This window comes from Pseudoalteromonas sp. SG44-1 (assembly GCF_014164315.1).
Classification (GTDB): domain Bacteria; phylum Pseudomonadota; class Gammaproteobacteria; order Enterobacterales; family Alteromonadaceae; genus Pseudoalteromonas; species Pseudoalteromonas rhizosphaerae.
Window position 1 is genome coordinate 1 of sequence record NZ_JACJEW010000037.1, and the last position, 26,520, is coordinate 26,520.

Annotated in this window: 20 protein-coding genes; 10 read left to right on the forward strand and 10 right to left on the reverse strand. The window is 41.7% G+C overall.

Going from position 1 to position 26,520, the window contains the following annotated elements:
- Positions 1 to 92: 92 nt before the first annotated feature.
- Both H5187_RS16185 and H5187_RS16190 read right to left on the reverse strand, forming a co-directional pair.
- Complete coding sequence (locus tag H5187_RS16185) at positions 93 to 725, reverse strand: OmpA family protein (protein WP_149983073.1); 633 nt, start codon at positions 723 to 725, stop codon at positions 93 to 95.
- A 77-nt stretch (positions 726 to 802) separates the two neighbouring features.
- Entirely contained in the window at positions 803 to 1,597 is a 795-nt protein-coding gene (locus H5187_RS16190) for an ABC transporter substrate-binding protein (RefSeq protein WP_182785093.1), read from the reverse strand.
- A gap of 122 nt (positions 1,598 to 1,719) precedes the next feature.
- Between H5187_RS16190 and chrA the strand changes: the two genes are divergently transcribed.
- The gene (gene chrA / locus H5187_RS16195) at positions 1,720 to 2,868 is read left to right on the forward strand and encodes a chromate efflux transporter (RefSeq protein WP_182785094.1); all 1,149 of its coding nucleotides are present in this window, start codon (positions 1,720 to 1,722) and stop codon (positions 2,866 to 2,868) included.
- Here chrA and H5187_RS16200 read toward each other — a convergent pair.
- The 3 genes from H5187_RS16200 to speA form a co-directional block, all read right to left on the reverse strand.
- A complete protein-coding gene (locus H5187_RS16200) occupies positions 2,831 to 4,090 on the reverse strand; it encodes a mechanosensitive ion channel family protein (RefSeq protein ID WP_145241985.1) in 1,260 nt (419 codons plus the stop codon). The two genes, chrA and H5187_RS16200, sit on opposite strands and share 38 nt — an antisense overlap.
- Before the next feature lie 140 nt (positions 4,091 to 4,230).
- Positions 4,231 to 5,112 (reverse strand): acyltransferase, encoded by an 882-nt coding sequence (locus H5187_RS16205; RefSeq protein ID WP_145241986.1) that lies wholly within the window; start codon positions 5,110 to 5,112, stop codon positions 4,231 to 4,233.
- A gap of 64 nt (positions 5,113 to 5,176) precedes the next feature.
- Positions 5,177 to 7,054 carry a biosynthetic arginine decarboxylase gene (gene speA / locus H5187_RS16210; RefSeq protein WP_145241988.1) on the reverse strand — a complete coding sequence of 626 codons (1,878 nt, stop codon included), beginning with the start codon at positions 7,052 to 7,054 and terminating at the stop codon, positions 5,177 to 5,179.
- 203 nt (positions 7,055 to 7,257) lie between these two features.
- Between speA and speE the strand changes: the two genes are divergently transcribed.
- Positions 7,258 to 8,121, forward strand: coding sequence for a polyamine aminopropyltransferase (speE, locus tag H5187_RS16215; RefSeq protein WP_145241990.1), 864 nt, complete (start codon positions 7,258 to 7,260; stop codon positions 8,119 to 8,121).
- A 276-nt stretch (positions 8,122 to 8,397) separates the two neighbouring features.
- Here the strand turns inward: speE and H5187_RS16220 are convergent, their stop codons facing one another.
- From H5187_RS16220 to H5187_RS16230, 3 genes are all read right to left on the reverse strand, one after another.
- The gene (locus H5187_RS16220; protein WP_182798039.1) at positions 8,398 to 9,999 is read right to left on the reverse strand and encodes a methyl-accepting chemotaxis protein; all 1,602 of its coding nucleotides are present in this window, start codon (positions 9,997 to 9,999) and stop codon (positions 8,398 to 8,400) included.
- A gap of 67 nt (positions 10,000 to 10,066) precedes the next feature.
- On the reverse strand, positions 10,067 to 11,290 hold the full coding sequence (locus H5187_RS16225) for a hypothetical protein (RefSeq protein WP_182798046.1): 1,224 nt from the start codon (positions 11,288 to 11,290) through the stop codon (positions 10,067 to 10,069).
- The gene (locus H5187_RS16230; protein WP_182798040.1) at positions 11,283 to 11,912 is read right to left on the reverse strand and encodes a methylamine utilization protein; all 630 of its coding nucleotides are present in this window, start codon (positions 11,910 to 11,912) and stop codon (positions 11,283 to 11,285) included. The genes H5187_RS16225 and H5187_RS16230 overlap by 8 nt, the downstream gene beginning before the upstream one ends.
- Positions 11,913 to 12,122: 210 nt before the next feature.
- On the opposite strand from H5187_RS16230, the gene H5187_RS16235 reads away from it, so the two are divergent.
- From H5187_RS16235 to H5187_RS16250, 4 genes are all read left to right on the forward strand, one after another.
- Entirely contained in the window at positions 12,123 to 14,165 is a 2,043-nt protein-coding gene (locus tag H5187_RS16235; protein ID WP_182798041.1) for a glycoside hydrolase family 97 protein, read from the forward strand.
- A gap of 358 nt (positions 14,166 to 14,523) precedes the next feature.
- Positions 14,524 to 15,927: a hypothetical protein gene (locus tag H5187_RS16240; RefSeq protein WP_182798042.1), complete on the forward strand. Its 1,404-nt coding sequence runs from the start codon at positions 14,524 to 14,526 to the stop codon at positions 15,925 to 15,927.
- A 73-nt stretch (positions 15,928 to 16,000) separates the two neighbouring features.
- Positions 16,001 to 19,009, forward strand: coding sequence for a LodA/GoxA family CTQ-dependent oxidase (locus H5187_RS16245; RefSeq protein WP_182798043.1), 3,009 nt, complete (start codon positions 16,001 to 16,003; stop codon positions 19,007 to 19,009).
- A gap of 4 nt (positions 19,010 to 19,013) precedes the next feature.
- The gene (locus tag H5187_RS16250; RefSeq protein WP_182798044.1) at positions 19,014 to 20,189 is read left to right on the forward strand and encodes a tryptophan 7-halogenase; all 1,176 of its coding nucleotides are present in this window, start codon (positions 19,014 to 19,016) and stop codon (positions 20,187 to 20,189) included.
- Here H5187_RS16250 and envZ read toward each other — a convergent pair.
- Positions 20,176 to 21,480 (reverse strand): two-component system sensor histidine kinase EnvZ, encoded by a 1,305-nt coding sequence (gene envZ / locus H5187_RS16255; protein WP_182762148.1) that lies wholly within the window; start codon positions 21,478 to 21,480, stop codon positions 20,176 to 20,178. The two genes, H5187_RS16250 and envZ, sit on opposite strands and share 14 nt — an antisense overlap.
- Positions 21,481 to 21,485: 5 nt before the next feature.
- Positions 21,486 to 22,205, reverse strand: coding sequence for a two-component system response regulator OmpR (gene ompR / locus H5187_RS16260; protein WP_145242004.1), 720 nt, complete (start codon positions 22,203 to 22,205; stop codon positions 21,486 to 21,488).
- 196 nt (positions 22,206 to 22,401) lie between these two features.
- Here ompR and greB point away from each other — a divergent pair, with 196 nt between their 5' ends.
- The 4 genes from greB to H5187_RS16280 all read left to right on the forward strand — a co-directional run bounded on the left by greB (position 22,402) and on the right by H5187_RS16280 (position 26,463).
- Positions 22,402 to 22,881 carry a transcription elongation factor GreB gene (gene greB, locus H5187_RS16265; RefSeq protein ID WP_149983060.1) on the forward strand — a complete coding sequence of 160 codons (480 nt, stop codon included), beginning with the start codon at positions 22,402 to 22,404 and terminating at the stop codon, positions 22,879 to 22,881.
- A 144-nt stretch (positions 22,882 to 23,025) separates the two neighbouring features.
- Positions 23,026 to 23,334: a hypothetical protein gene (locus H5187_RS16270; RefSeq protein ID WP_182794649.1), complete on the forward strand. Its 309-nt coding sequence runs from the start codon at positions 23,026 to 23,028 to the stop codon at positions 23,332 to 23,334.
- A gap of 50 nt (positions 23,335 to 23,384) precedes the next feature.
- The gene (locus H5187_RS16275; protein ID WP_149983059.1) at positions 23,385 to 23,966 is read left to right on the forward strand and encodes a CBS domain-containing protein; all 582 of its coding nucleotides are present in this window, start codon (positions 23,385 to 23,387) and stop codon (positions 23,964 to 23,966) included.
- A gap of 163 nt (positions 23,967 to 24,129) precedes the next feature.
- Positions 24,130 to 26,463: a Tex family protein gene (locus H5187_RS16280; protein ID WP_145242535.1), complete on the forward strand. Its 2,334-nt coding sequence runs from the start codon at positions 24,130 to 24,132 to the stop codon at positions 26,461 to 26,463.
- The last annotated feature ends 57 nt before the right edge of the window (positions 26,464 to 26,520 follow it).

The following is a 26,520-nucleotide window of genomic DNA, read 5'->3' on the forward strand; positions in this document are numbered from 1 at the left end:
GTAAGCGGTAAGCGGTAAGCGGTAAGCGGTAAGCGGTAAGCGGTAAATAATCTCAATCATTTGCTTAGGTAGCAAATGATTGAGATAAAACATTAACCTTTAGTATTTGGTACAATTTGAACTTCCACGCGGCGGTTTTGCGCGCGGCCGTTGGCGCTGTCATTGCTGGCAATTGGGCGAGTTTCGCCGTAACCACGTGTACTAATACGCCCAGCTAGAATTTGCTGATTCACTAAGTAACCTTTCACACTCTGCGCACGCTGTTGCGATAACGTCATGTTGTAGCTATCTTTACCTGTGCTATCGGTATGGCCTTCAATACTTAAATAAGTTTTTTCGTACTTATTCATCACTTTAGCAATAGCATCAAGGGTGTTATGAAAGCCTGATGAAATATACGATTGATCGGTGGCAAAAGTTATATTAGCTGGCATCACTAAACGTAAGTTATCGCCTTCACGCACAACTTCAACACCGGAGCCGGCTAACTCATCACGAAAAGCCGCTTCTTGTTTATCCATATAGTCACCAACCGCAGCGCCGGCTAGCGCGCCAATAGCGGCACCAATGAAGATACGTTTATCATCATGATCTCCGGTTGCCTTACCAAGTACTGCGCCTGTAGCTGCACCAATACCAGCTCCCATTCCTGTGTTGGTGGTCTCACAACCCGTTAATAATAATCCAACAATAGTCGCTGTTAGTAATGGTTTGGTTAAAGTCATGGTATTTCCTTGGTTATTAATTCTTTCATTAACAGCTAGTATGCAAACATTGTAATGAACGAAATATGAAGAAGATGTTAAAAGCTCAGCGCTTGCTCGTTAAGAGGAGGAAGTTCATAGGGAGCAATTAATGTATTTAGCTGACCAGTGGCAGCCATTGTTTTCATTAGCGCATCAACCCGCTGCGCTAATGGGGTTACTGAAAACTGTTTACTTAAAGCGAGATAACCATAGATTATGTCATTAAAACGATACCGCATTTTAACTAGTTTATTGGCTGGCTGATTCAGCACACTCATAGCATGATCCGCGGTATCTTCAACGGCAATAACTAAATCTGCACGCCCTTTCAATAATAGGTTAATAGCTGTGCTTTCTGTTAAAACAGCTATTTTAGTCAGTTCATCGTCTTCATCAAAACGTTTAAAATGTACGGCACCTCGCATAATCGCAATTTTTTTACCATATAAATCGTCATAGTTGTTGATTTGTAATTGGCTATCTTCGCGTGCATAAAATACAAATGACGAGGTTAAAACCATATAAGGTGGGGTTACAAATTGCATTACTTGCTGACGCATAGGTGTGAGGATCAAACCTCCCATCGCATTAACTTCGCCTTGCTCTAACATTCTTACACAGCGTGAAAATGGGCAACCAACCAGCTCTAACTTAAAAGGAAGTTGCTTTTTCATCTCCCGAAAAATATCAACAATCGCGCCTGATACTTCACCATTTTGATTAATTTGGCTATACGGTGGTGCATGATCCACGGCTAACGATATTTTTTGCACAGCCGCATTAGGTTCATTTGCAGCATAGGCATAGTTTATAAAGGCAAAAATTATAAAAATATAAACAATAAATCGCATAACTACTTAACTTTAACAAAGCCTTTTTTACATTGTAGACAGGTACAAAGATTAAAAACCATAAAATTGTCACGAAATTTTGTCATACTAAGCTGTTACGGCAATAAGAAACGAGAGAATTCATGTTACTAGCTATTTTTAAGCAGTTTTTTTTACTTGGTTGCATGAGCTTTGGCGGGCCAGCTGCACATTTAGGTTATTTTAAACGTCATTTTGTTGATAACTTGCAATGGCTCAATGCTCAACGTTATGCACAACTAATCAGTCTTAGTCAGGCTCTGCCTGGACCTGGGTCTAGCCAAGTGGGTTTTGCCATTGGTGTGGAGCGAGCAGGCGTATTAGGCGGTATTGCTGCTTTTGTTGGCTTTACCTTACCTTCCTTTTTGATCATGGCTTTATTAGCGATTAGCGCCCACCAATTTGATGCTATTTACTTTGCAATAGTTGCCGGTTTAAAACTATTTGCCGTAGTAATTGTGGCCGATGCTACGCTGAGTATGGCAAAAAGCTTTTGTACTAGCTGGGTACTCAAAGCGCTTGCTATGTTAAGTACCTTAGTGCTGATCTTATTACCGAGCCTGAGCAGTCAAATATTGGTTCTATTAGCAGCCGCTGCTATTGGCGCAATATGGCCATTGCTTAATCTATCTCAAAGTAATCAAACAGCAACTAAGCAGCGCACAGTTAACTGGCCTGCATTCATTCTATTTGCACTATTATTGCTAGTGAGCTTTGTCCCACTAGGTTCTCAATTTGCAGATTTTGCACCCTTTTATCAAGCTGGGGCTATGGTTTTTGGCGGCGGTCATGTGGTATTGCCGATACTTCAAGCTGGCTTACCAAGTTTAAACACTGAGCAATTTTTATCAGCTTACGCCAGCGCACAAGCGGTGCCTGGGCCAATGTTCACCATTGCTAGTTATTTAGGCGCAGAGCTTAATAGCGAGCAGCCGCTTGTTGGTGCGGTGATTGCAACCTTACTGATTTTTACTCCTGGTTTTTTATTAATGTTAGCATTTCAAAAAAGCTGGCTGCAATTATCCGAACGCCCCCGCTTTGCCAGCTGTATTGCCGCGCTTAATGCCGCTGTGGTGGGTTTTTTAGCGGCTGCATTGTATTCACCAATTTGGACATCCGCAGTTCACAACATTTGGCATATTGTGATTGTTGTTGCAGCTTTTGCATGGCTAAGGTTAGCAAAGCCACCTATTTGGTGGCTATTAATCGTATTTGTTAGCCTTGGCCTACTTCAGTATTATTTGCCACTTTAATGGTAGGTTTAATAGCGGTTGGGGTGATTGCTGCAGGACTAAATTGCCCCGAGACACTTTGATAAGCGCGTAGGTCAAAAATAGGTAATACCGCAAGTAGATGATCCATGATCTCTGCTTGCAGATGCTCGTACGATATCCAGCGCTTATCTTCACTGAAACAATAAAACTCTATCGGTAAGCCATGATTTAACGGTTGTAACTCCCGCACCATTAATGTCAATGACGTGTTTATTTTACTGTGCTGCTTTAAATATCCTTCAGCATAACGACGAAATAACCCTAAATTTGATACCGGATCAGGTAAGGTATTCATCTTAATATATTCTTTTAACGCGATAGTTTGAGAAATCGTTTTAGTCAGCTCGTCATCAGCTAAACGAATGCTATTCATATCTATATTGAGTGAGCGCTTGATCCGACGACCTCCAGATTCTTGCATACCACGCCAGTTTTTAAATGAGCCGGCCACCAGCATATAAGTGGGGATAGTGGTGATAGTGTTATCCCAGTTTCGTACTTTTACGGTATTTAACCCAAGGTCAATTACTTCGCCGTCAGCACCATAGTTATCTACTTGGATCCAATCACCATAGGTTACTAAACGATTTGCTGCAATTTGAATGCTGGCTACAAAACCTAATATAGTGTCTTTGAATACTAACAAGGTCACCGCAGCAATTGCCCCGAAGCCTGACAGAATATAGGTTGGCGATTTTTCCAGTACGATACTGACAATCAAAATCACACAAATCATAAAGGTAATAAGTTTTACTACTTGGATCAGCCCTTGAATCGGCACTTCGCGAGCAAACTCTAGTTGGTTATAAATGCCACCCGCAATACTTACTATGCTGCTGATGATAAAGCCAACATGAATAATTAATAAAGTTTGGCCAATCGTCTTCAGCACTTCAGCAGCAAATTCAGTAACTGGATAAACACTATCAAATGTTGCTAAGAATAATACACAGCACAACATTCCGGCAAAACGACGGTTAAGTTTTGTCAGCATAGGCGCCAACAGCCCAATTCGCTCAGGAGAAAGTTTAGTCACCACCTTTTGAATACCTGGTAGCATTAAACGGCGGGTAAATAAATACACCACTAACAGCGAGAACACACCAATTGCAGTGGCTGTAAGAGAACTGAATAATACTGTGTCAGGCATACCCTGAAACCAAGGCTGCACAAATTGCTGTAAATGAGTTGGAGTCGTCATGATAATTCTAATTCCTTGCTGCGGGAGGCTCAATAACAGTCATTTTAGCTATATTGATTGTTGCTTAACACTGTAACAAACCCAAAACCAATACAAGCTTAACAGTACTGATTTGGGCCGTTACCTATTAGCATTTGCGACTATGACTTAAGTTTTTGCTCAAACTCGCTAAGCTGTTGTTCTTTCTCTTGCCATAAGCGATTTAATTCTGATTGAAAACGTACTCTAAATTCAGAATCTCCCGTGTAATCACCTATCAACTCTTGGCTTACCGGCATCACTTCTACATAAATATTAATTTGTTTTACTCGTCCACTGGCAAAATCCATAAAGGTAGGAATGCCCTCAGGATACTGAATAGTGACATTTACCACTTTAGAGATTTGCTCACCCATAGCTTGCATCACAAACGCCACCCCACCCGCTTTAGGTTTGAGTAAATGAGGAAACGGGCTATTTTGACGCGAATGTTTTTGCGCTGTAAAGCGAGTACCTTCAACGAAGTTAACCACACTCACCGGCATTTCTTTGAACTTTTCACAGGCTTTACGGGTTGTTTCTAAATCTTTACCACGTAATTTAGGATTCTTTTTTAATTGGCTTTTGCTGGTACGAGTCATAAAAGGGAAGTCGAGCGCCCACCAACATAGCCCCAGAACAGGAACGTATATCAATTCTTTTTTCAAAAAGAAGTTTAAAAATGGAATTTTACGATTAAACACACGCTGTAAAACTAAAATGTCCACCCAGCTCTGATGATTGGCAATCACTAAGTACCAGTCTTTTAGTTTGAGCTCTTCAAGGCCGGTTACACTTAGTTTGGTTGGTGTTAATAACTTTTGATTTAACGTATTAAACGTAACCCAAATAGAGGCGCACTGCTTAGCTGTCCAACTCATTAACTTTTGTAACGGTTTGATAGGGATAAGTTTAATTAGGCCACAAATAAAAATGGGAACAAACCAAATTAGTGTATTTATGGTGTAAAAGAAAATACTAAAAACACAACGGATCCAAGACATTACTACTTAATTCCTTTCATTAAAACTGTTCGGCAATTTAGAATGCAATACAAGAGTATCGCAATTAATCTTCAAAATATGTATACCCTTCAAGGCCCGCATTTAGCTCAGCTAAATACTGCTGCTTAATAGAGTCACTAATGTCGAGTTGCTGTACTGTGGTAGCAAAGTTATCCGAGAAAATATCGCTATCATAATCAACAAACTTTAATACATCCTTAACGCTATCACCCTTGATCGCATTGGTTAGTTGATAACCTTGTTCGGTGAGCTCTACATGGACTGAATCAGTATCACCAAATAAGTTATGTAGATCACCTAAAATCTCCTGGTAAGCTCCCACCATAAACATGGCAATGTGGTATTGTTGCCCAGGTACATATTGTGGAATAGGTAAGCTTGTTTCGATCCCTGCTCCCTCAACATATTCACGAATTTGCCCATCTGAGTCACAGGTAATATCTTGAATGATAGCGCGTTGCGTTAACGGCTTATCAAGGTTTTCAATCGGCATTACCGGGAATAATTGCTGGATCCCCCAGACATCTGGCAATGACTGAAACAATGAAAAATTCACAAATAATTTGTCGGCTAATTTTTCGTTTAAATCATCCAGTACTTCACGGTGAGCACGCGCATTGCTTAATGACGCTCGCACGCGATGCAAAATAGTAAAATACAGCTGCTCTATTTTCGCCCACTCCAACATGCTTACTAAACCATGTACGTATTGGTCATGCGCTTCGCTAAATAAGTGCATTGCATCATGGTAAATTTCTAGCGCCATACGTGGGTTTAAGCGTTGTAAACACTGCCACATTTCATCTAACACTAACGCACTATTTGGCTCAGGTGCACTAGGGTTGCTGTGATTTGGTGCTTGCTCAACATCAATCACATCAGTGATCAGCACTGCGTGGTGAGCAGTTAACGCACGGCCTGATTCAGTAATAATAGCCGGATGCGCTAAGTCATGCTGTTCGCACACTTCAGCAAACGCATTCACCACATTACGAGCATATTCTTCGACTGTGTAGTTCATGGAACAGGCACTGCGCGAGCCAGAACCTTCGTAATCAACGCCTAAACCACCACCTACATCAACGGTATTTAATGGCACACCTAGCTGGCTTAATTCTGCAAAGTGGCGTGAACATTCACGTAAAGCACGATGAATATCGCGAATATTGGCAATTTGTGAGCCTATATGAAAATGTACCATTTGCATTAAATGCAACTTATTGTGTTTTTTGAGTACTTCGACGGCCGTTAATACTTGCCCAGCTGTTAAGCCAAATTTACCTTTTTCGCCACCGGTATTTTGCCACTTCCCTTTACCCACTGAGTTTAAACGGATGCGAATACCAATGGCAGGCTCGATGCCTAGATCTTCAATCTCGGCTAATAACGTTGTTAACTCAGATAGCTTTTCAACGACGATTTTAACTTTATGGCCCATAGCTTGGCCAATACATGCTAAACGTAAAAACTCACTGTCTTTGTATCCATTACAAACAATAGTGATCGGTTGTTTTGCCACACCTAAAATCGCCATTAACTCAGGTTTTGAACCGGCTTCTAAACCGACTAAGCCGCTCGGGTGCGCCAATAACTTACTTACTACTGAACGCTGCTGATTTACTTTGATCGGATATACGCAAGTATATTGACCTTGGTAGGCACGGGCATTGCGCGCGCTACTAAATGCGCTGGTCATAGTATCTACACGATTTTGCAAGATATCGGTAAAGCGTACTAATACTGGTAACGTTAAACCCTGCTTTTTAAATTGTTCCGTTAACTCGGTTAATGAAATAGCGGCTTTCGTTTGATCGCCATCTGGGAAAGCAACCAGCTCACCTTGGCTATTAATATCAAAGTAACCATCGCTCCAATGAGCAACGTTATATGTAGAGCGTGCTGTATCTAAACCCCAAGTCATGGCAAATTCTTCTATAGTTAACAAGTTTCGCGGAATCACGCATTTTAGTACGTCATAACTCTCTACGCTAACAAAAAATGACCTTTAAGCCAAAGCTAAGATAAAATATATTCGCTATACTGATAAAATTTCATTGAGCAAAACGCCAAGCACTGGCAGAATTGCCCCTTTTTCATACTCAACTCAAAAGTGTAACTAGCGACATGGCAAATTTAGATCAAAGTAAATGGTTTACAGAAATCAGTGAACGTGACGGCAGTGCGTTTTCTATGCGCATCAACAAAAAGCTAGAAGAACAGCAATCGCCTTTTCAAAAAGTCGAAATGTACGAGACAACAGACTTCGGTAATCTAATGATTATTGACGGTTGTACTATGGTAACTAGCCGTGAAAACTTTTTTTACCATGAAATGATCAGCCACCCTGCACTACTTGCACACCCAAACCCAAAAAATGTAGTTATTATTGGTGGTGGTGACTGCGGCACTTTACGTGAGGTACTCAAGCACCCGGGCGTTGAGTCTGTTACACAAATCGATATCGATGAAGTAGTGACGCAAATGTCACTTAAATACTTCCCTGAGTTATGTGAAGCAAACCAAGATCCTCGCGCTACAGTAATGTTTGACGACGGTATTAAATACATGCGTGAAGCTGCAGCAGAATCAATCGATATCGTGATTGTTGATGGCACTGATCCAGTCGGTCCAGGTGAAGGTTTGTTTAACCATGCCTTTTACACGAGCTGTTTAAATGCACTACGCCCTGGCGGCATTATGGTACAACAAAGTGAATCACCGCTTATGCATATGCCATTACTGGTTGAAATGCGCGATGCGATGACTGATGTAGGCTTTAACGACTTACAAACACTGCCATTCCCACAACCTATTTACCCAAGTGGCTTATGGTCAGTAACACTTGCTCGTAAAGATGAAGCATTCGCTGGTTTTAGAGAAGACGCAGCAGCAGAGCTTGCGCAAACTACAGAGTATTACAATAATGGTATTCACCATGGCGCATTAGCAACACCAAACTTTATGAAGCGCGCTTTCGAAAAAAAGTAAACGTTATACCAATCGTTTTAAGTTACTGACCATTTATAGCGACAGAAAAATACAGTGGTAACAAGGCAGAGATTTTGACATGTAGTTGTTCTCGGCAATTGCTCCTGCATTGCTCTACCTCTTGCATCCATGCAGTCGTACATGAAAAATTACTAACGCAGTTAGCGCTTTATTTAGCGCGCTAGAATGGTTAAATATTTAAGTCGATTGGTATTAGATACTAATAACGCAAAAAAGGGTTCTCTCGAACCCTTTTTTATTGCCTACAGCAAACAATTAAACTTTAAAGCGCTGCACTAGGCGGTTTAATTCATCGGTTAATTGATTCATTCTTACCGCGACTTCTTCGGTTGAACGTGCCAGCTCGCCACCTTGCATGGTTTGCTCGTTCAATGACGATAAATTATGACTTATTTCTTCCGCTACTGCGGTTTGCTCATCGGTAGCTTGGGCTGTTTGCATAGCCATATCATTCACTTTTACTGATGACTCTTGCATCGCATTAAGCACATCATTGGTTTGCGTAAACGAGGCTACGGCTTCATCTGCAAAGCGTTTGCCACCATTAATTGCCGTTAAAGACTGCTCGACACTATTGGCAAACTGCTCAACCATTTTTTGAATATCGTTGGTACTTTCTTGAGTGCGCGTTGCCAAGGTGCGTACTTCATCGGCAACCACCGCAAACCCCCGCCCTTGTTCGCCAGCTCGCGCCGCTTCGATAGCAGCATTAAGCGCAAGTAAATTAGTTTGCTCCGCAATCGCGCGGATCACCTCTAGCACTTTAGCTATATTATCAGAGCTTTGTTGCAGTTCGGTTGATTTGTTACTGGCATGTTCCATATTTTCAGATAGCGCGACTATTTTATCACTCGAATTAGCCACAGCCGTTAAACCTTGCTTAGCCAGGTGCTGTGAGTTATCGGCTTCTTTTGATGACTGCTGCGCCACATTAGCGACTTCGCGACTAGCAACACTCATTTGATGAACCGCACTGACAATTGATTCAGATGCTTGGCTGAGTTTTTGAGTGATCTGATTATTTTGATTTGCGAACTGACTTAAATCAGTACCTAAATGGTTAAGCTCATTAGCTTGGCCTAAAATATCACGGATCAATTGCTGCAAATTATCTAAAAAGCGATTAAATGCCGTTGCCAGCTCGGCAAATTCATCTTGGCTTTTTACCACAATACGCTCTGTTAAATTACCATCACCAGAGGCAATATCATTAATTCTCGCTGTCACGTAATGCATTTGCTTCGTTAACTGACGTGGGATCATATAACTGAACCAAGCTGAAATGGCTAACAGCACCACCACCATAGTCAGTAAAAACAGTTTCGTTGTGGTTATCTTCTCTAGCAGCTTTTGTTTTTCTTGTTTAGATGTCAATTCAGCTTGTTCACCTGCTTTATCTAAAATATCGCGCAGCGCTGCAAACTCAGTATTAGCCTGCTGATTTTTTTGCTTGTTTTGTGGGTCATTGATATACGCGTTTGATGCTGATAACCATTTTTCAAAGGCACTATCAAAGCCAGTAAACTGCGCCGTTACTTGCGGGTAGGCTGATAAAAAATGTAAATATTGATTAAAACGATCGGTCACTTGCTGTGCGTTTTCTTGATGATCTTGCAACTCTTCGGCATTACCTATCTTATTGGTTACTAGGTGTAGTTCAGCTACTTTGGCTTGGTAAAGATCACGGTCACCATTAACCACTACTGAAATAGCATTTAAAAATCGCTCAGATTGTGCTTCTAACGCATCTTTTTGTAAGTTAATTAAGTGGGTATAGCCTGCTATCAGTACTATTATCGCAATCCCAAGTAACATAATTGGCAGCGAGCTCTTGATTCGAATACTCTGTAAGTTCATTTTTCACCTTTGCATAAAATACAACATCAGCCACAACTTAATATAGTTCAAACTATCTGAATTACCATTAAAAGCGCCACTGAACATTTAAGCTAATTTGTTGCTGTGATAGGTTTTTGGGATTATTCATCGCCATGCGATTCTCTGCTTGGCTATGTAATGCTGAGCCCTCAATCCCTAGTTGCCACTGCGGCGTTAATTGATAACGCCAGGTCGCGGTTATACTCTCCCCTTCACTGGCATTAGGATCAAATTGCCAGTCGTCATGATCGGTTACCTCAAAATAATCATAACGCATTGAAATACGATGCTTGGCCATTTTATGACTTACTAATATAAAGTGACTATAGAAGCTATTATTTACACCGCGTTTAGCACCCATTGCAGTAGTGCCCGACATCATTTGCGCAATTAAGCGCGTATTCGCAGTAAATTTATATAGCCACGCGACGCTGCTAAAACGAGTATCCCATGCATATTGCCCTGTACTTCTATTTAGTGCTGCAGGGTCGCCATTATTATCGTAATAATAAAAACGAAATTGTGATTTTTTTAAATAATCCCAGTGAATTCCTGCATAATAACCAAAGCGCCCATCAACCTCCTCAAAGGGCAAGACCTGATTTGCCTGATACTGAAGTTCGGTGCTATTAAATGAAGCGATTGGCGCAAACGCAATACTTTCATTAAAGGTCGTTTGGCGGTCATGCACTGCAAAGCCACGCCAAGCTAATAATGTGCCTGCAGGATCATTACCTTTAAATGTAGCGCCAACCAATGCAAAGCTATTGGTACTGTTAAAGCTGCGCCCTGGCCGCTTGATAGTGGCCTCAACCCCAACGGTACGTACCTCTTCACCTATCCATGAGTTTATTGCTGAGTTAGTATAATTATATGGTGAAAGCCAGCCCATATCTGGATTTTCTAATGATAATAACGGGTAAAAACCACCTACCCGCAGATGCCATTTATAGTTACTCGCTGTTAGCGGCTTATATTGCAAATATGCTTGGCTAAAACCTAAAGTCGGCTGCGGATCTTGATAAGCATTAATAACCCCATGTGCTGACCAAGCGGTGGTTAAATCAGTTCTAAAATCAACGACTCCCTGAGAAAGCACAATGCCATCATTGTCACTATCGTATCGGTATAGCCCTACGCCACCTTGTTGCCAACTTACGTATTGATCACCCTGAACTGCACTTAGTTGCACTAAGCCCTTTACTTGTGCAAAAGCATTGCACGTTAATGTTAGCCCCACTACACCTAGGTAAAAGCAAGCTTTATTCATAGTCGTCAAATTCATCAACACCCACCGTAACACGAGAAATAATCGCCTGTTTTATTTGATAAACAACCGGCGCACTAGTTAGTGAAATGGCTTTGCTTTCAGTTTTGCTGATGTCACTAAATTCGGAGTGCCAAATATTGAGTGTAAAATCTCCGGCCTCAAGCGCCAGCTCAATTTGTCCTTTGTCATTGGTCATTGCGTAATACGGACTATCAACCACCACAATATACCCCAACATCCAATCATGAATATTACAGCCTAATTCAACTACGCCCGTTTGCTCAAAACTGATCGGATCCTGTGGTTGCTCTCGGTATAGCTTTAGCTCAAACGATTTAGCTTTGGAAAACGAATACACGTGGTGCATGATTGAATCTGCATTTGGAAACTCAACTTGAGCATTTTGCGGTACCACCAACACATGGGGAATAAACTGCCGGTCTTTTTGAGTCATTATAAAGGGTGTAGTTGGCGCGGGGAATTCAACACTTTTATCCGCAGGCGTTAACCAGACGACGGCATTAGCGAGCGGTTTTTGCTGTTGATCATTAATAGTGATAGTACCAGCGTAACTATTAAAAACCATTAAACACAATGAAAGAATGAAGGTCTGCTTTAACATTTTAATATCTTCTTATTTAACTTCATTCATTATAAACCAATTAGATTAATCTTTTGTTAATTATATTCTGTTAAAAATATCTCGTTAATTATTTTTCAATATTTAACCTAAGCTAACTAATGAGCTGAATACGTATGCAGTCATCTCGTAATCTAGGCCCTTGCGCTTTATGCTAAATGCTTCAATTAGGTTACACCTCAAGGAACAGCTATGCGATTACCTTTGCTACTTCTGCTTGGACTTTCAAGTGCTTGTTTTGCTAAAGACGCGACGATTCAATCCCCGAACGGAAATATAACAATAACCATTTCGGATCAGCAAGCTACACCAAGTTATAAAATCAGCTTTAACGGCAAAGATGTTATTGAAAATTCAGCTCTTGGCTTCGAATTTAAACAACAAGCCGCCTTTGCTGAAGGTTTTACAATCACCGACGTTAACAACTCCCAACATAACAGCCAATGGCAGCAACCTTGGGGTGAACGCCAAACTATTATAGATAAACATAATGAGCTCGCGGTTACGTTTAAAAAGCCAGCGCCACAAGGCGGCACTTACACGGTTCGTTTTCGAGCTTTTAATGATGGCGTCGGTTTTCGTTACGAAGTACCTAAACAAGCTGGATTTGAAAATATTGAAATCACTAAGGAGCTAACCGAATTTGCAATTAGTGGTGCGGATAAAGCCACCGCATGGTGGATCCCAGCTCGTGGTTGGAACCGTTATGAATATGTTTATAACACCACTCCACTGCAACAAGCTGCTCTTGCGCATACTCCATTTACCTTTAAAAACGCTGATGGCGTCCATGTGAGCATTCACGAAGCTGCATTAGTTGATTATGCAGGGATGGTGCTCAATCAACGTCGCCCAGGGACTTTACAAGCCGACTTAACGCCTTGGTCTGATGGTGTTGCGGTTAAAAAACATGGCGCATTTAATACTCCGTGGCGCACAATTCAAATTGGTGACAAAGCCGTTGATTTGATCAACTCAGATATTATTTTAAACCTCAACGAACCAAATAAACTCGGTGATGTATCGTGGGTTAAACCAGGTAAATATGTCGGTATTTGGTGGGGCATGCATATCAATGAGAACACTTGGGGCAGCGGTGAAAAGCACGGTGCGACCACCAAAGAAACCAAGCGCTACATGGATTTTGCAGCTAAATACGGTTTTGATGGGGTACTCGTCGAAGGCTGGAATATTGGCTGGGATGGCGACTGGTTCTTCAATGGTGATGTTTTTAGTTTTACCAAACCTTACCCTGACTTTGATATTGCAGAGCTAACTCGCTATGGCAAAGAAAAAGGCGTACAGCTGATTGGCCACCACGAAACGTCTGGCAACGTAACCAACTACCGCAACCAGATGGAAGACGCCTACGCACTGTACGAAAAATCTAACGTTAGCCAAGTAAAAACAGGTTACGTAGCAGATGGCGGCAACATCAAACGCATTGATGAAAACGGCATTGCTCGCCATGAGTGGCACGATGGCCAATTTATGGTTAATGAATACCTACACAGCGTGCAACTGGCTGCAAAACATAAAATCAGTATTAACACCCATGAACCGATAAAAGACACAGGTCTGCGCCGTACTTATCCGAACTGGATAGCCCGCGAAGGTGCTCGCGGCCAAGAGTTTAATGCATGGGGCACACCGCCAAATCCACCAGAGCATATTCCAATGCTCGCCTTTACCCGTATGTTAGCTGGGCCAATGGACTTTACACCCGGCATTTTTGATATGAGTTTTAATGGATTAGGTGGTGATACAAATCGTCCACAAACCACACTTGCGAAACAACTCGCGTTATATGTCGTAATGTATAGTCCAATCCAAATGGCCGCTGATCTTCCGCGTAACTATTTAGCCAAACCGGACGCATTTAAGTTTATTCAAGACGTACCAACAGATTGGCAACAAAGTATCGCACTAGCGGGTGAGGTTGGCGATTACGTGGTATTTGCTCGCAAAGAGCGTAAGCGTGATAACTACTCTGGTAACGACTGGTTTTTAGGAGCGGTAACCGATGAGCAAGCTCGCAGCATAGAGATTAAACTCGACTTCTTAGAGCAAGGTAAAAAGTTTGAGGCACAAATTTATCGTGATGGTAATAATGCGCAGTGGAAAAACAACCCATACGATTTAAAAATCGAAAAGCGCATAGTCACAGCTGGTGGCAAGTTAACACTTAAACTTGCCACCAGCGGCGGCACAGCAATTAGATTTAAAGCTTTATAATAGCGCGAAGTCGATAGTGAAAATAGGAGGCGCGAGTTTCTCTCGCGTCTTATTTTTAATAAACAACCGACAAATAAAGAGCTTCCAATTTATACTGTTAACGTATGAGTTAACCCTTAAAATAATTGTTCAATGCTACAGTTCATGACCTCATTAAACTGTTGGCATCATCATTACTGCAACCAAAAGCAACTATGCTTACTATTATTAATGGCTCTGTTGTATCACCCCCCTGCAAATACCTAAAACATCCTATAAATAGCACGTGAAATACCGTGTAATAGTTTTATTTCCCTCACTACTCTACTTTTATTGATAAGTACTATTTAGCTCAATTCGTAACAGTAGGAACATTATCATGGAACGTTTTAAGTCTGTCACAGCCGTTGTTTTAACATTAATCGGTTTAAGCTCAAGCACGACTCACGCTGCAGAAAAATCAACCACTCAATATACATCACAAACTAATTGTCGTGCTCAAAGCGATTGGTTTAACTCTCCAGTTAAACCACCTAAAGAAGGTAAAGATAGCCCGTTTGCATTTAAAAAAGGTAAAGACCAATCAACTAACTGTGACTTTCATCAATGGTCTTGGCAAAAGTTTCTGTATTTAACTCAAATAGATAAAAAGACCAATCAACTAGTTATGTTTGGCTATGACTACTTGCAAGTAAACAATGAAATGATGCCTTATCTTGAGCCTTGGAATGATTTACTTAACCCCACAGGCTTTAAATTAAGTTCTCAATTAATTTTAGAAGATACCACTCAGGCGGGTAGTAGCCATGGCGAATTATTTACAAAATATGGTAATCAGCCTGCTTACTATTCAATTCATATCAACCGTGAATTTATCAAGTCGGCAGCTAAAACCCCCATTACCAGCAGTGATCAGTTTGCTGTGGGCTCGGTTGAAATAAAAGCAGCTTGGTTGGCAATAGATCAACTACGCGCGCTATATTCTGAACAAGAGATAGACGCGCAGTTTTATACTCGTCAAGCACTGATCAAAGCGGATAATAAAACCATGCGTAGCAGTAAGGTCGCATTGATAGGTATGCATGTTGTTGGGGTAGTAGAAAATCACCCTGAATTTATTTGGGCCACCTTTGAACATCAAGCATCAACGCCTGATTATTACGGTTCAACGAGTGCGTTTAAAAAAGTCACTACAGCATACGATGTAAATAAAGTGGTAAGCGATAGCGATAACTTTATTTTTTATAGAAAAAACACCACCGCTGGCGACGCCAACCTAAGCTATCCGCAAGGTGAAACAACCACTAATACGTTTCGACTTTATCAATTTGGCGTACCCAATGGCGCCCCTTATACAACAGTCGCCACAGCCACACAGCAAAACCAAGATGCAGAAAATTTTAATAACATTCAACAACTCAATCACAGCGTACAACAAGCTTTAGCTGCACAAACATCCCCATGGCAACACTATTTCTACGCAGGTAGCGTTTGGTTAAGCACTCTAGATTATCAATTTAGTAGTGGTATTAGCGGCAATATTGTCCCGCCTAATGCTAACGATAAACTTCGTGGTTCGCTGGCTCTTGCCAATATAACGATGGAAACCTACACCCAAACCTATGGCGATCCTAATCAAACTGCTAATTATTCAATTAACAATTGCTTTGCGTGTCACGGCATAACTGCGGGTAAATCAACCATGGCTGTGAGCCATATATTTAATAATTTTGAAAAATTACGCAGCACTAATAAACAACTAAATGTGCAGTCAGCTCAATAATAGTGAACTTGCTTAAAAGGACTTTTAGAGCTAATACCTCTAGAGCCGCTTCAATACTATAAGGAATATAATAATGGCTAAGAAACCCAAAAATCGCAGTATTAAAACGCTAGCAACTGCTAACAATGTGCCATGTTGGTCAAATGACAAAGATGTTGAACTAGCCTGCCAGCGGTTAACTGAAATGTTTGTTGGCCTTGGTCAAGTGCCGCGTATAGACAAAGGTCAACAGCCAGCACAACGAGCTGTATTTAGAAAGCAACATGGCATCGCTTACGGCCACTTTATTATCAATCCAGATATAGACCCACAATTTAAAATTGGCATTTTTGCAGGCAAAGAATACGAATGTGCAGTGCGCTTTTCAAGTGATACGTTACCATCATCACCAGATTTACACAGCACATTAGGATTGGCAGTGAAGCTCTTTGGAGTAGATGGGCCAAAGCTGATTGGCGAAGGTGATACCGCAGATTTTATTTTTCAAAACATGGATCGATTTTTCACCAAAAATGCGCAACAGATGTGCCAATTCACCACTGCAGGCGTGATCGATAAAAACTATGATGCCTATATAAATAATCCAAAACACATACAAACAGCCAATATTTTACAGGCTATGCAAAAAGTTGAAGCAAGCTGTTTAAGCGCTAATTATTGGGCAATATTACCGTTCAAATTAGGCGAACAACAGATTGTAAAATATCGCTTAGTGCCTGAAGGCAGTGAACTTGGCGCACCAAGTGTCGATAATAATTACCTCGCTTTAGATTTGCAGCGACGTTTACGTCAAGGCAGTGCAACATTTCGCTTTGAAGTACAATTAAGAACAAACCCAAAAACAATGCCACTTGATGATGCACAAGCCGTGTGGAGCTGTGAAGAAAGCCCATACGTATGTATTGCGCGGCTGCATTTAGCACAACAAAATATTACCGCGATTGGTCAAGCTGAGCTTGGTAATAACTTAGCGTTTAATATTTGGCGTACTTTAGCCGCCCATGAGCCTCTAGGTAGCATTGCATTGGCTCGAAAGTCAGCCTATGCGGCCAGTGCTCATGCCCGACATACAGCCAACGGTCAGCAGCTACAAGAGCCTAAACAGTTAAGTGAATTTAAGCCACAGCAAGATCAAGATACTGACTCTGAGTGTATTGTTTATGCCGGTATTTATCCGCCTATTGGTGTAATGCGCGTGGGTAATAGTAAAAAAGGCTACTTTATTGGCCCGCAACAACCAGAGCCCATAGCTCATACTGATGAATACAGTTACCGAGATAAAACAGGTGCATTAAAGCGCCAAGCAGCTGAGTTTAGAATTTACGGTTTTAATGCCGCTGGTAAAGCGATAAAAGAACTAACCCTCGATAATGCAGACATTACTTGGCATGCTGAATTAGCAAATCAAAAAGCCTGCTGGTACGAATTTCAAATTGCTTTAGATATTCCAGAAGCCGCAGATGCGCCGCCATCGTTACTGCGTAATAACAATGTAGCCGATCGTAGCAAGCTGTTAATCAAAGGGGGTAAACACAGTATAAGCGGCAAAAACGTAAAATCTAAGCATGAGTTTATTGGCCAATTTATGGATCAGGATGTGTACTTAGGCGAAATGCGCAGTGATCAATACGGTCGCTTACTCATGCTCGGTGGTCATGGCGTGTCACGCAACGTAAACGGCGATATAGCCATTACCTTTGCAAATAATGAAGGCTGGTATGATGACACCTCAGATGGCCCAATTACAGCAGAGGTTGTATATCAGGGGGTATCGCTAAGAGTAGAACCCGCTTGGGTTATTTGCGCGCCACCGGATTATGCACCGATGCAAAAATCAGTACGCACCATGTGGGATTTAATGCGCGACGTTGCTGTAGATGCTGGTATGCTGGCAAGACCACAGCGACCTTCCTTTAGTAACGACATTCAACCCATATTTGCCCGAATGACGGATTTACAATGGGTTAATGACGGATTTGCTGGCGCATTTGGCTGGGGGGGTCAGTTTAATTACACCACCAATGAATGGCTAGAAAAGCTTAGCGATCCCTCTCCTGCCTATCAGGAATTACGCCGTACACTGTCTAATAACTTTCGTCGTTTTGATGTTCCCGGTGCGCAAGCTCCACAACTATGGCCTTGGCTGTATGGCGACGCGATTAGCATTCCTCCCACGGGCTCAGTGCGCCAGCATGCAACGCTATCAAATTTGCAGTTGAGCTTTTTAGACCAATGGGTGAAAGGTGATTTTATTAATGATTACACCCCTCAATCAGCTTGTCCGGCACATGCAAATGTAACCGCGTTAGATGATTATCCAATTGCTGAGCAGCCAGAACTACTTACTCGCGGCGCGATGGAGTTTTGCCTTGCTGATGCGTTTCACCCGGGCTGTGAAATGACTTGGCCAATGCGAACTGCAGGCATGTATATGTCGGCATTTCGACTCAAACACGCCCAAGCGGACTTACAAAGCGACCGTTACTATTATGGTCCTGTGATGAATAGCGACGTTTATACTCTCGCGCAAGGACCTTTATTTGGTGGTCAAGTAGCAGGCGGGATAACACGCTGGATGGCTATTCCTTGGCAAACTGATACCGCAAGTTGTAGAGATGGCTACAGCTCTGAGTACGATCCATTTTTACCGACATTTTGGCCTGCTCGAGTGCCAAATCAAATAATGAATCAGTTCCGCTATCAACAAGTGCTTGATACCTCATTACCTGACAGTACTCGTCAACAGGCTTTTGCTTATCGTACTGATTGGCTTGATGATTTACCTCTGCACGGTAATCCTGCCACATATACAAACCAAATCAATAGTATGATAGACAACTTTGCTGAACTTGCGATTGTACAACCGCATATCGGCGTAATAGGCGATGCACAATTTCCTAGCGCAATGCAGGTTGGTATATTGCCCAACAATCCACAAGATGAGGCACAAGTTAACTTAGCGAGTAAAGCGATACAGCATACAAAAGCGACTCTCTCGGCTGAACATGCTTCACATCGTAGTCAAACCAACTTAGGTGTTACCGAAAAAGCGAGCCGTTTTCATCGCAACAAAGGACGCTAAAGCAATGCTGCAAGAGACCGAATTACAAACGGATGTTGTGATCATTGGTGCAGGTGTGTCTGGTTGTATCGCCGCACTTGCTTTATGTGATTCATATCAAGTTACTTTGATTGATAAGTCTGAGATGCCCGAAGAGCGAATTGGTGAATGCTTAGCACCTGCCGCACGGCGTATTTTACAACAGTTAGATTTGTTAACTGAATTTGAAAACCAACTGATGGCCAACGTACTTACCCCACAGCATTTACACAATGCAGGATTGCAAATAAGTTGGGGCCAATCAACACCCTATGTTACTGATAATCTCAGTAACCCGGATGGTTTGGGTTGGCGCTTGGATCGTCAAGTATTTGAGAGCTTTTTACGCGAAAAAGCGCTGCAACGGGGTGTCCGCTGTATTTGGCCTGCCAAATTAGCACACAGCGAATACCAAGGGCAACGCTGGCAAATAACACTAACACAGTTACAACAAGAGCAAACAATCAACATTGCGAGTCAATTCGTAATTGATGCCACTGGCCGAGAGGCTCATTTTGCAAAAAAATACACCGCTCGCAAACAACATGACCGTCTAATATCTTGCTGGGCAACCGTGGCTAATACTATTGAAAATCAACTAGGCAGCATTTGTGCCACGCAAAACGGCTGGTGGTACAGTGCACCATTACCAAACCAACGTCGTGTTTTAGCATTTCAAACGGATCCGGATTTACTGACCAAAGGCTTACAACGTGATACAAAGTTATTTACTCAACATGCGCAATGTTATGCCAATCAAGCGAAGATTCTCGATGTATGCCAACAGCCAATAACACTGCACGGTATCGTCAGCGCGAACTCCACTCGCTTAGAGTGTTTTGCAGGCCAACAATGGGCCGCTTTAGGTGATGCAGCACTGAGCTTTGACCCAATCTCATCACAAGGAATTTTTAATGCGATGGCAAGTGCCATGCAACTTGCCGATCTGATGAAAAAACTCGAGATAGTCAATAAAATAGAACACGATAGCCAGCTACAATTTAAAAAACTATACCAGCAACAAATAGAACAGATTTGGCATCGTTATTTAGATCACAAACGCTATTTTTACGCTCAAGAGCAACGCTGGTCAAACAGTCCTTTTTGGCAGCGCAGACAGCAGCCGAGTAGTATAAAAGTATATACGGCTAACTCACTTTGACTGGTAAATAAACCTCAGCATTTAAACCGCCTTCAGGGCGATTAACCAGTTTTACTTTACCACCATGCATATCAACTATGCGCTTAATGATCGCAAGCCCTAACCCACTACCTTCACTGCCTCGCGCAGCATCGCCTTGTTTAAAAGGTTCAAATACCGTTTCAAGTTCACTTTCAGGAATACCTGGGCCATGATCTTTTACAATCACCATAGCGTATTTTTTATCACGACTTAGCGCAGTTTCAACATCAATATCACCATCCGAATAACGAATCGCATTTTCAATCATGTTGGTAATAACTCGCTTGATTGCCACCATACTTAAAGGAATGCTACTAATACTAGGATTTTCGCTAAAAGTGATAGTGCGTTGATGTTTTTGTTCTGAATGCACCACTTCTGACACTATCGCGTTGAGATCTTCAAGCGCTAACTCCTCACGTTTGTGATGACGCAAATACTCAATAAACTGATCAATAATGGCATTCATGTCTTCAATATCGTAGATGATCCCTTCACGCAGATAATCTTCTTCATCCGACATCATTTCGGTAGCAAGGCGAATGCGCGTCAGCGGCGTACGTAAATCATGAGACACCCCAGCCATAAGTAGACGGCGGTCGTTCTCAAGCGCTGCTATACCACGTGACATTTGATTAAATGCGCGGGTTACTTCGATGACTTCAGTTGAGCCGTGTTCCTCTAATTTTGTAGAAAAATCTCCAACCCCTACTTTTACCGCCGCTTGTTGTAGCGCTTTTAAAGGTCGATTCAAATGACGTGCGAACAGCCAACCACCGAGTACACTTAAAAAGCCGATACTAGATAAATAAAAGGTTAGAAATTCGAGATTATTTTCTTTAAAACCAGTTAGCGGTACTTTAACCCAGTAACCCGGTGCTTGCGGCGCTTCTACCCAATAAACAAGCGGATCTGTTTGGCTAATACGCACTCGGGCTGAACCATGCAGTTGCTCAGACATACTACGCGACAACATCGAATATTCACGAGTTTGCGCCAAACCTTCGCTCATCGCTTGGCGCTGGGTCATAACTTCGATACCGGTTATTTCAAAAAACTTTTCAGACACCTCATCACTTATTTCAACGCCATCTTCCCAGTCTATAAACACAGTTTTGATTTGTTTTGCGAGAATAAGGTTAACTTGCTCAATAGTAGGCTTAACTACGTAAAGGCTAACCGTGATGTAAGACACTACTTGGTTGATCAACAATAGTGCCGCCACTAAAAACACCGTTTGTCCAAATGCACTTTTGGGAAACATACTCATTATGGCTATTTTTCACCATCTGGAACAAATACGTAACCTAAGCCCCATACAGTTTGAATATAACGTGGATTAGCGGCATCGACTTCGATCATGCGACGCAAACGTGAGACTTGTACATCGATACTACGCTCTAATGCACTGTAATCTCGACCACGCGCTAAGTTCATTAACTTATCACGACTAAGCGGCTCTCGTGGATGTGTAACAAGCGCTTTCAATACCGCAAACTCACCACTGGTCAACGACATGGTTTTGTCGCCTTGGCTCATTTCACGGGTGGCTAAATTAAGCGAAAACTCACCAAACGAAATATGATTTTCTTCTGCCGAGGGTGCACCTGGCACTTCTTTTGAACGACGACGCAAAATAGCTTTAATACGCGCTAATAATTCACGCGGGTTAAATGGTTTCGGGATGTAATCATCAGCACCAAGCTCTAAACCGATAATACGATCAACCTCATCACCTTTGGCAGTTAACATGACAATTGGAATTTCATTTTCTTTTTGGCGTAACCGCTGACAGATAGATAAGCCATCTTCACCGGGTAACATTAAATCAAGTACCATCAAGTGAAAGTTTTCACGCTCTAACAGCCGATCCATTTGTTCTGAATTAGCAGCTGTACGCACAATAAATCCTTGTTCTACCAAGTAGCGCTCTAACAAGCTGCGTAAGCGCATATCATCATCAACGACTAATACTTTTGTGGTTTCATGTCCCATCACTTTCATTCTTATTTTTCTGTACTGTTATGATTAATATAAATGAAAAACATGATAATAAAAAACTAATTAGGTCACTAGATTGTTACTGAACATTTCAAGCCCACAAAAATGCTAGCGAGAACAAAAATCAGCTCGACAAGCCAACAAGATTTTTATACCTTGCCTAGGTGTTTCTCAAGGTAATAATCTAAACGTGAAAACTAATTTAATCACCCGCGAAGGGTATTTACAGCTGCAACAAGAACACGACCACTTATGGAATGTTAAACGCCCTGAAGTCACAAAAATAGTGAGCTGGGCTGCTAGCCTTGGTGACCGTTCAGAAAATGCTGATTACCAGTACAATAAACGTTTGTTAAGACAAATAGATCGTCGCGTGCGGTATTTACGCAAACGCATGCCAGATCTAAAAATAATTGATTACTCGCCGCAGCAAGCTGGTAAAGTGTTTTTTGGTGCATGGGTCGAAATAGAAAATGAACAAGGTGAAGTGCTGAAGTTTCGCATTGTTGGCCCTGATGAGATTTATGACCGCAAAGATTATATCTCGATTGATTCGCCGATGGCGCGCGCATTATTGAAAAAACAAGTGGATGATGAGTTTTATGTTACAACTCCGCAGGGCAAAAAAGAGTGGTACGTTAACAGTATCAGTTACCCAGGAGCTTCATAAATCCTCAGTAAAACGATAGATCCTCGCTTCTCATTATTCAGATAAGGTTAATTATTGATTGTCTAAAGTGAATTTGTAGACTATAAATAAAAGTACTCAAGTAAAGCATTTCGCGCTTGAGTTGAATATTAGAAGGTAGTAGTTATGTCAAACGTAATACATCGCATAGTAAGTAATGCCGTGTTATTTACACTCTTAATGAGTGTGAGTTTGACTGTAATTGCTCAAGGTCTTGACGACCACGACCATTTATCCCCAACCGCAAACTATGTTGCTTGTGACATTCCTGACCAAGCTAATCTTGACGTTGACTTAGACACACACGTTGACGGGATCTCTATCAGGGTGCTTCAACCACTCCCTGAAAACATTTTATCACTTTATGTGAGTACCACTTTCGTACAACCTTTTAGCTATGCGTATCAGCGTGGACCACCGGCTTATTTTATTTAATTTATCGCTTAAAAACTTGATTAAATTTAATAACATAATTGGTGATTACTATGGCTAACTTTAAAGAACTTCGTACTCAAGACATTTCTAAAGGCGTTTTATCTCACACTTACCGTGACACTCAGCCGTTAATTGATTTAACGTCTCCGGCTTTGAAAATGGTCAATAATTTTACTCAAAAAGACCCGCTACGTGCTCATTTTGAAACCAGCATTGTTGATGCATTAAAACAGATCACTAGCCAACATACAGACTTTATTTTAGTAGTAGATGACAAAGAAAAATTACTTGGTATAGCATCTAGTGCGGATCTACAAAGCTCAAAAATTATGATTTTAGCACAGCGCTTAAATGTACCTCGCGACGAAGTTAACTTACTTCATGTAATGACACCACTTAGCCACTTAACTGGCGTAAGTATGCAAAGCTTAAGCTATGCTTGTATTGGTGATGCACTACAAACAATGGAACAAAACGGTATTATGTTTTTACTGGTTACTACCGCGCATAATGAAATTTGTGGTTTAATTTCAGCTCGAGAAATTGCTAAAACATTACAAATTCCGTTACATATCACCCCTATCGCGCACAGTTTTAGTGAAGTAATGCAACATATTGAACACCCTCATTAAGCACTGATACATGTTTAATTGAACCACCTCTTTAAAAGGCCTTAAAGTATATAAATAGCATACTTTAAGGCCTTTTTATTAAGCCCTGCTGTGATATTATTCAAGCAATTAATTACGCCAAAACTATCGTTCTGGTCTTCAAATTGTTTAATAAGGTTTTTGCATGAGCAATATCTCTGCACGTTTAGCCACTGAGCTGAATGCTCAAGAGCAACAAGTTATAGCTGCTACAAAATTACTCGATGAAGGTTCAACAGTGCCTTTTATTGCCCGCTATCGTAAAGAAGTAACGGGTGGTTTAGACGATACCCAATTACGATTGTTAGAGCAGCGTTTATCGTATTTAAGAGAGCTGGAAGAACGTAGAGCCTTCATTCTTTCGACGATTAAAGCGCAAGATAAACTCACCACCAGCTTAGCTGCCGATATTAATAATGCGGACAGCAAGACTGAACTTGAAGATTTATATTTACCTTACAAAGCTAAGCGCCGCACTAAGGGACAAATTGCTATTGAAGCTGGTCTTGAGCCGTTAGCGAATGCTTTATTTAATGATGCTTCTTTAGATCCTGAGCAACAAGCCGCTGGCTACCTAAATGCAGAAGCCGGCTTTGCTGATGAAAAAGCAGTTCTGGATGGCGCTAAATTTATTTTAATGGAACGCTTTGCTGAAGATGCCAAGCTGCTCGCCAAATTTCGTAGTCACATCAGTCAGCACGGTCAAATCGAAGCAAGCTTAATCAAAGGCCAAGAACAAGCTGGCGCTAAATACCGCGATTATTTTGAGCATCAAGAAGCGCTTAAAAAAGTGCCTTCGCACCGCGCTTTAGCTATGTTGCGCGCGCGCAACGAGGGTATTCTACAGTTAACAATCAACCCTGAGCCAAGTTCAGAAAACCCGGCCCATATGTGTGCCGTGATGATTGCCGATCATTACCGCCTTGATATTAACAACCAAGTAGCCAGCCCTTGGTTACTCACTGTCGTGCAGTGGGCCTGGAAAATTAAGCTAGGCTTACATTTAGAAAACGAATTTTTAGCAGCCATGCGTGAAAAAGCCGAAACAGGCGCTATCGATGTGTTCGCTAAAAACTTAAAAGACTTACTTATGGCTGCCCCTGCTGGGCCTCGCATAACATTGGGCCTAGATCCTGGTCTGCGCACTGGCTGTAAAATTGCTGTTGTTGATAGCACTGGTAAGTTATTAGCCACACAAACTATCTTCCCACATGCACCACAAAATCATTGGGATAAATCAGTACGAACGCTAGAGCAGTTATGCCGCCAACATAAAGTCGAGCTAATCGCTATTGGTAACGGCACCGCTTCACGCGAATCAGACAAACTGGTTGCTGAATTAATCAAAGCAAATAGCGAGCTAAAACTCAATAAAATTATGGTCAGTGAAGCTGGCGCATCGGTGTATTCAGCATCAGAATTTGCTGCTAATGAGTTTCCTGATTTAGATGTGTCGTTACGTGGTGCGGTTTCAATTGCGCGTCGCTTACAAGATCCACTTGCTGAACTTGTGAAAGTGGAGCCTAAGTCAATTGGTGTAGGTCAATATCAGCACGATGTATCACAAAGCCAACTAGGGCAAACTCTGACTTCTGTTGTTGAAGATTGTGTGAACTCGGTAGGTGTAGATTTAAATATGGCCTCAGTGCCATTGCTTGCGCGTGTTTCAGGGTTAAATAAAACCTTAGCGCAAAATATTGTTAATTATCGCGATGCTAACGGTTCATTCACTAAACGCTCAGAGCTAAAGAAAGTAGAGCGTTTAGGGCCAAAAGCATTTGAACAAGCCGCCGGTTTCTTAAAAATTAGTAATGGCAGCGACCCACTTGATAAATCATCAGTTCACCCGGAAGCTTACCCTATCGTTAAACGCATTTGTGAACAAAATAGTCTCGATGTAAATAACCTAATTGGTAACTCAGAGCTGCTGAATAAGTTAGTTGCCAATGACTACATTGATGATAAATTTGGCTTACCAACGGTTACCGACATCATCAGTGAACTTGATAAACCTGGACGCGACCCTCGTCCTGATTTTAAAACAGCAGAGTTTAAAGCAGGTGTTGAAAAAATCAGTGACTTAAAGCCAGGGATGATTTTAGAAGGCGTGGTTTCAAACGTAGCTAACTTTGGTGCTTTTGTTGATGTGGGTGTGCACCAAGATGGTTTAGTACATATTTCAGCGATCACTAATAAGTTTATCTCTGATCCGCGTGAAGTAGTTAAAGCAGGTGATATTGTAAAAGTAAAAGTAGTGGAAGTTGACGCTGCCCGTAAACGTATTAGTTTTACCATGCGTTTAGACGATGACATTGATACCAGCAATAAACCTGCTCCATCAGTCAGTCAAAAGCCGCAAGCCAATAATCGTAACAATGCTCAGCAACCTCGCGCTGCAAAACCAACACGCGATACCGGTAATGCAATGATGGGTAATGCATTTGCAGACGCCTTCGCAAATGCAAAAGTGAAAAAATAACGCTTAAGCAAAAACGCCACAAACTCAGTTTGTGGCGTTTGCAATTCTGCTATTTAA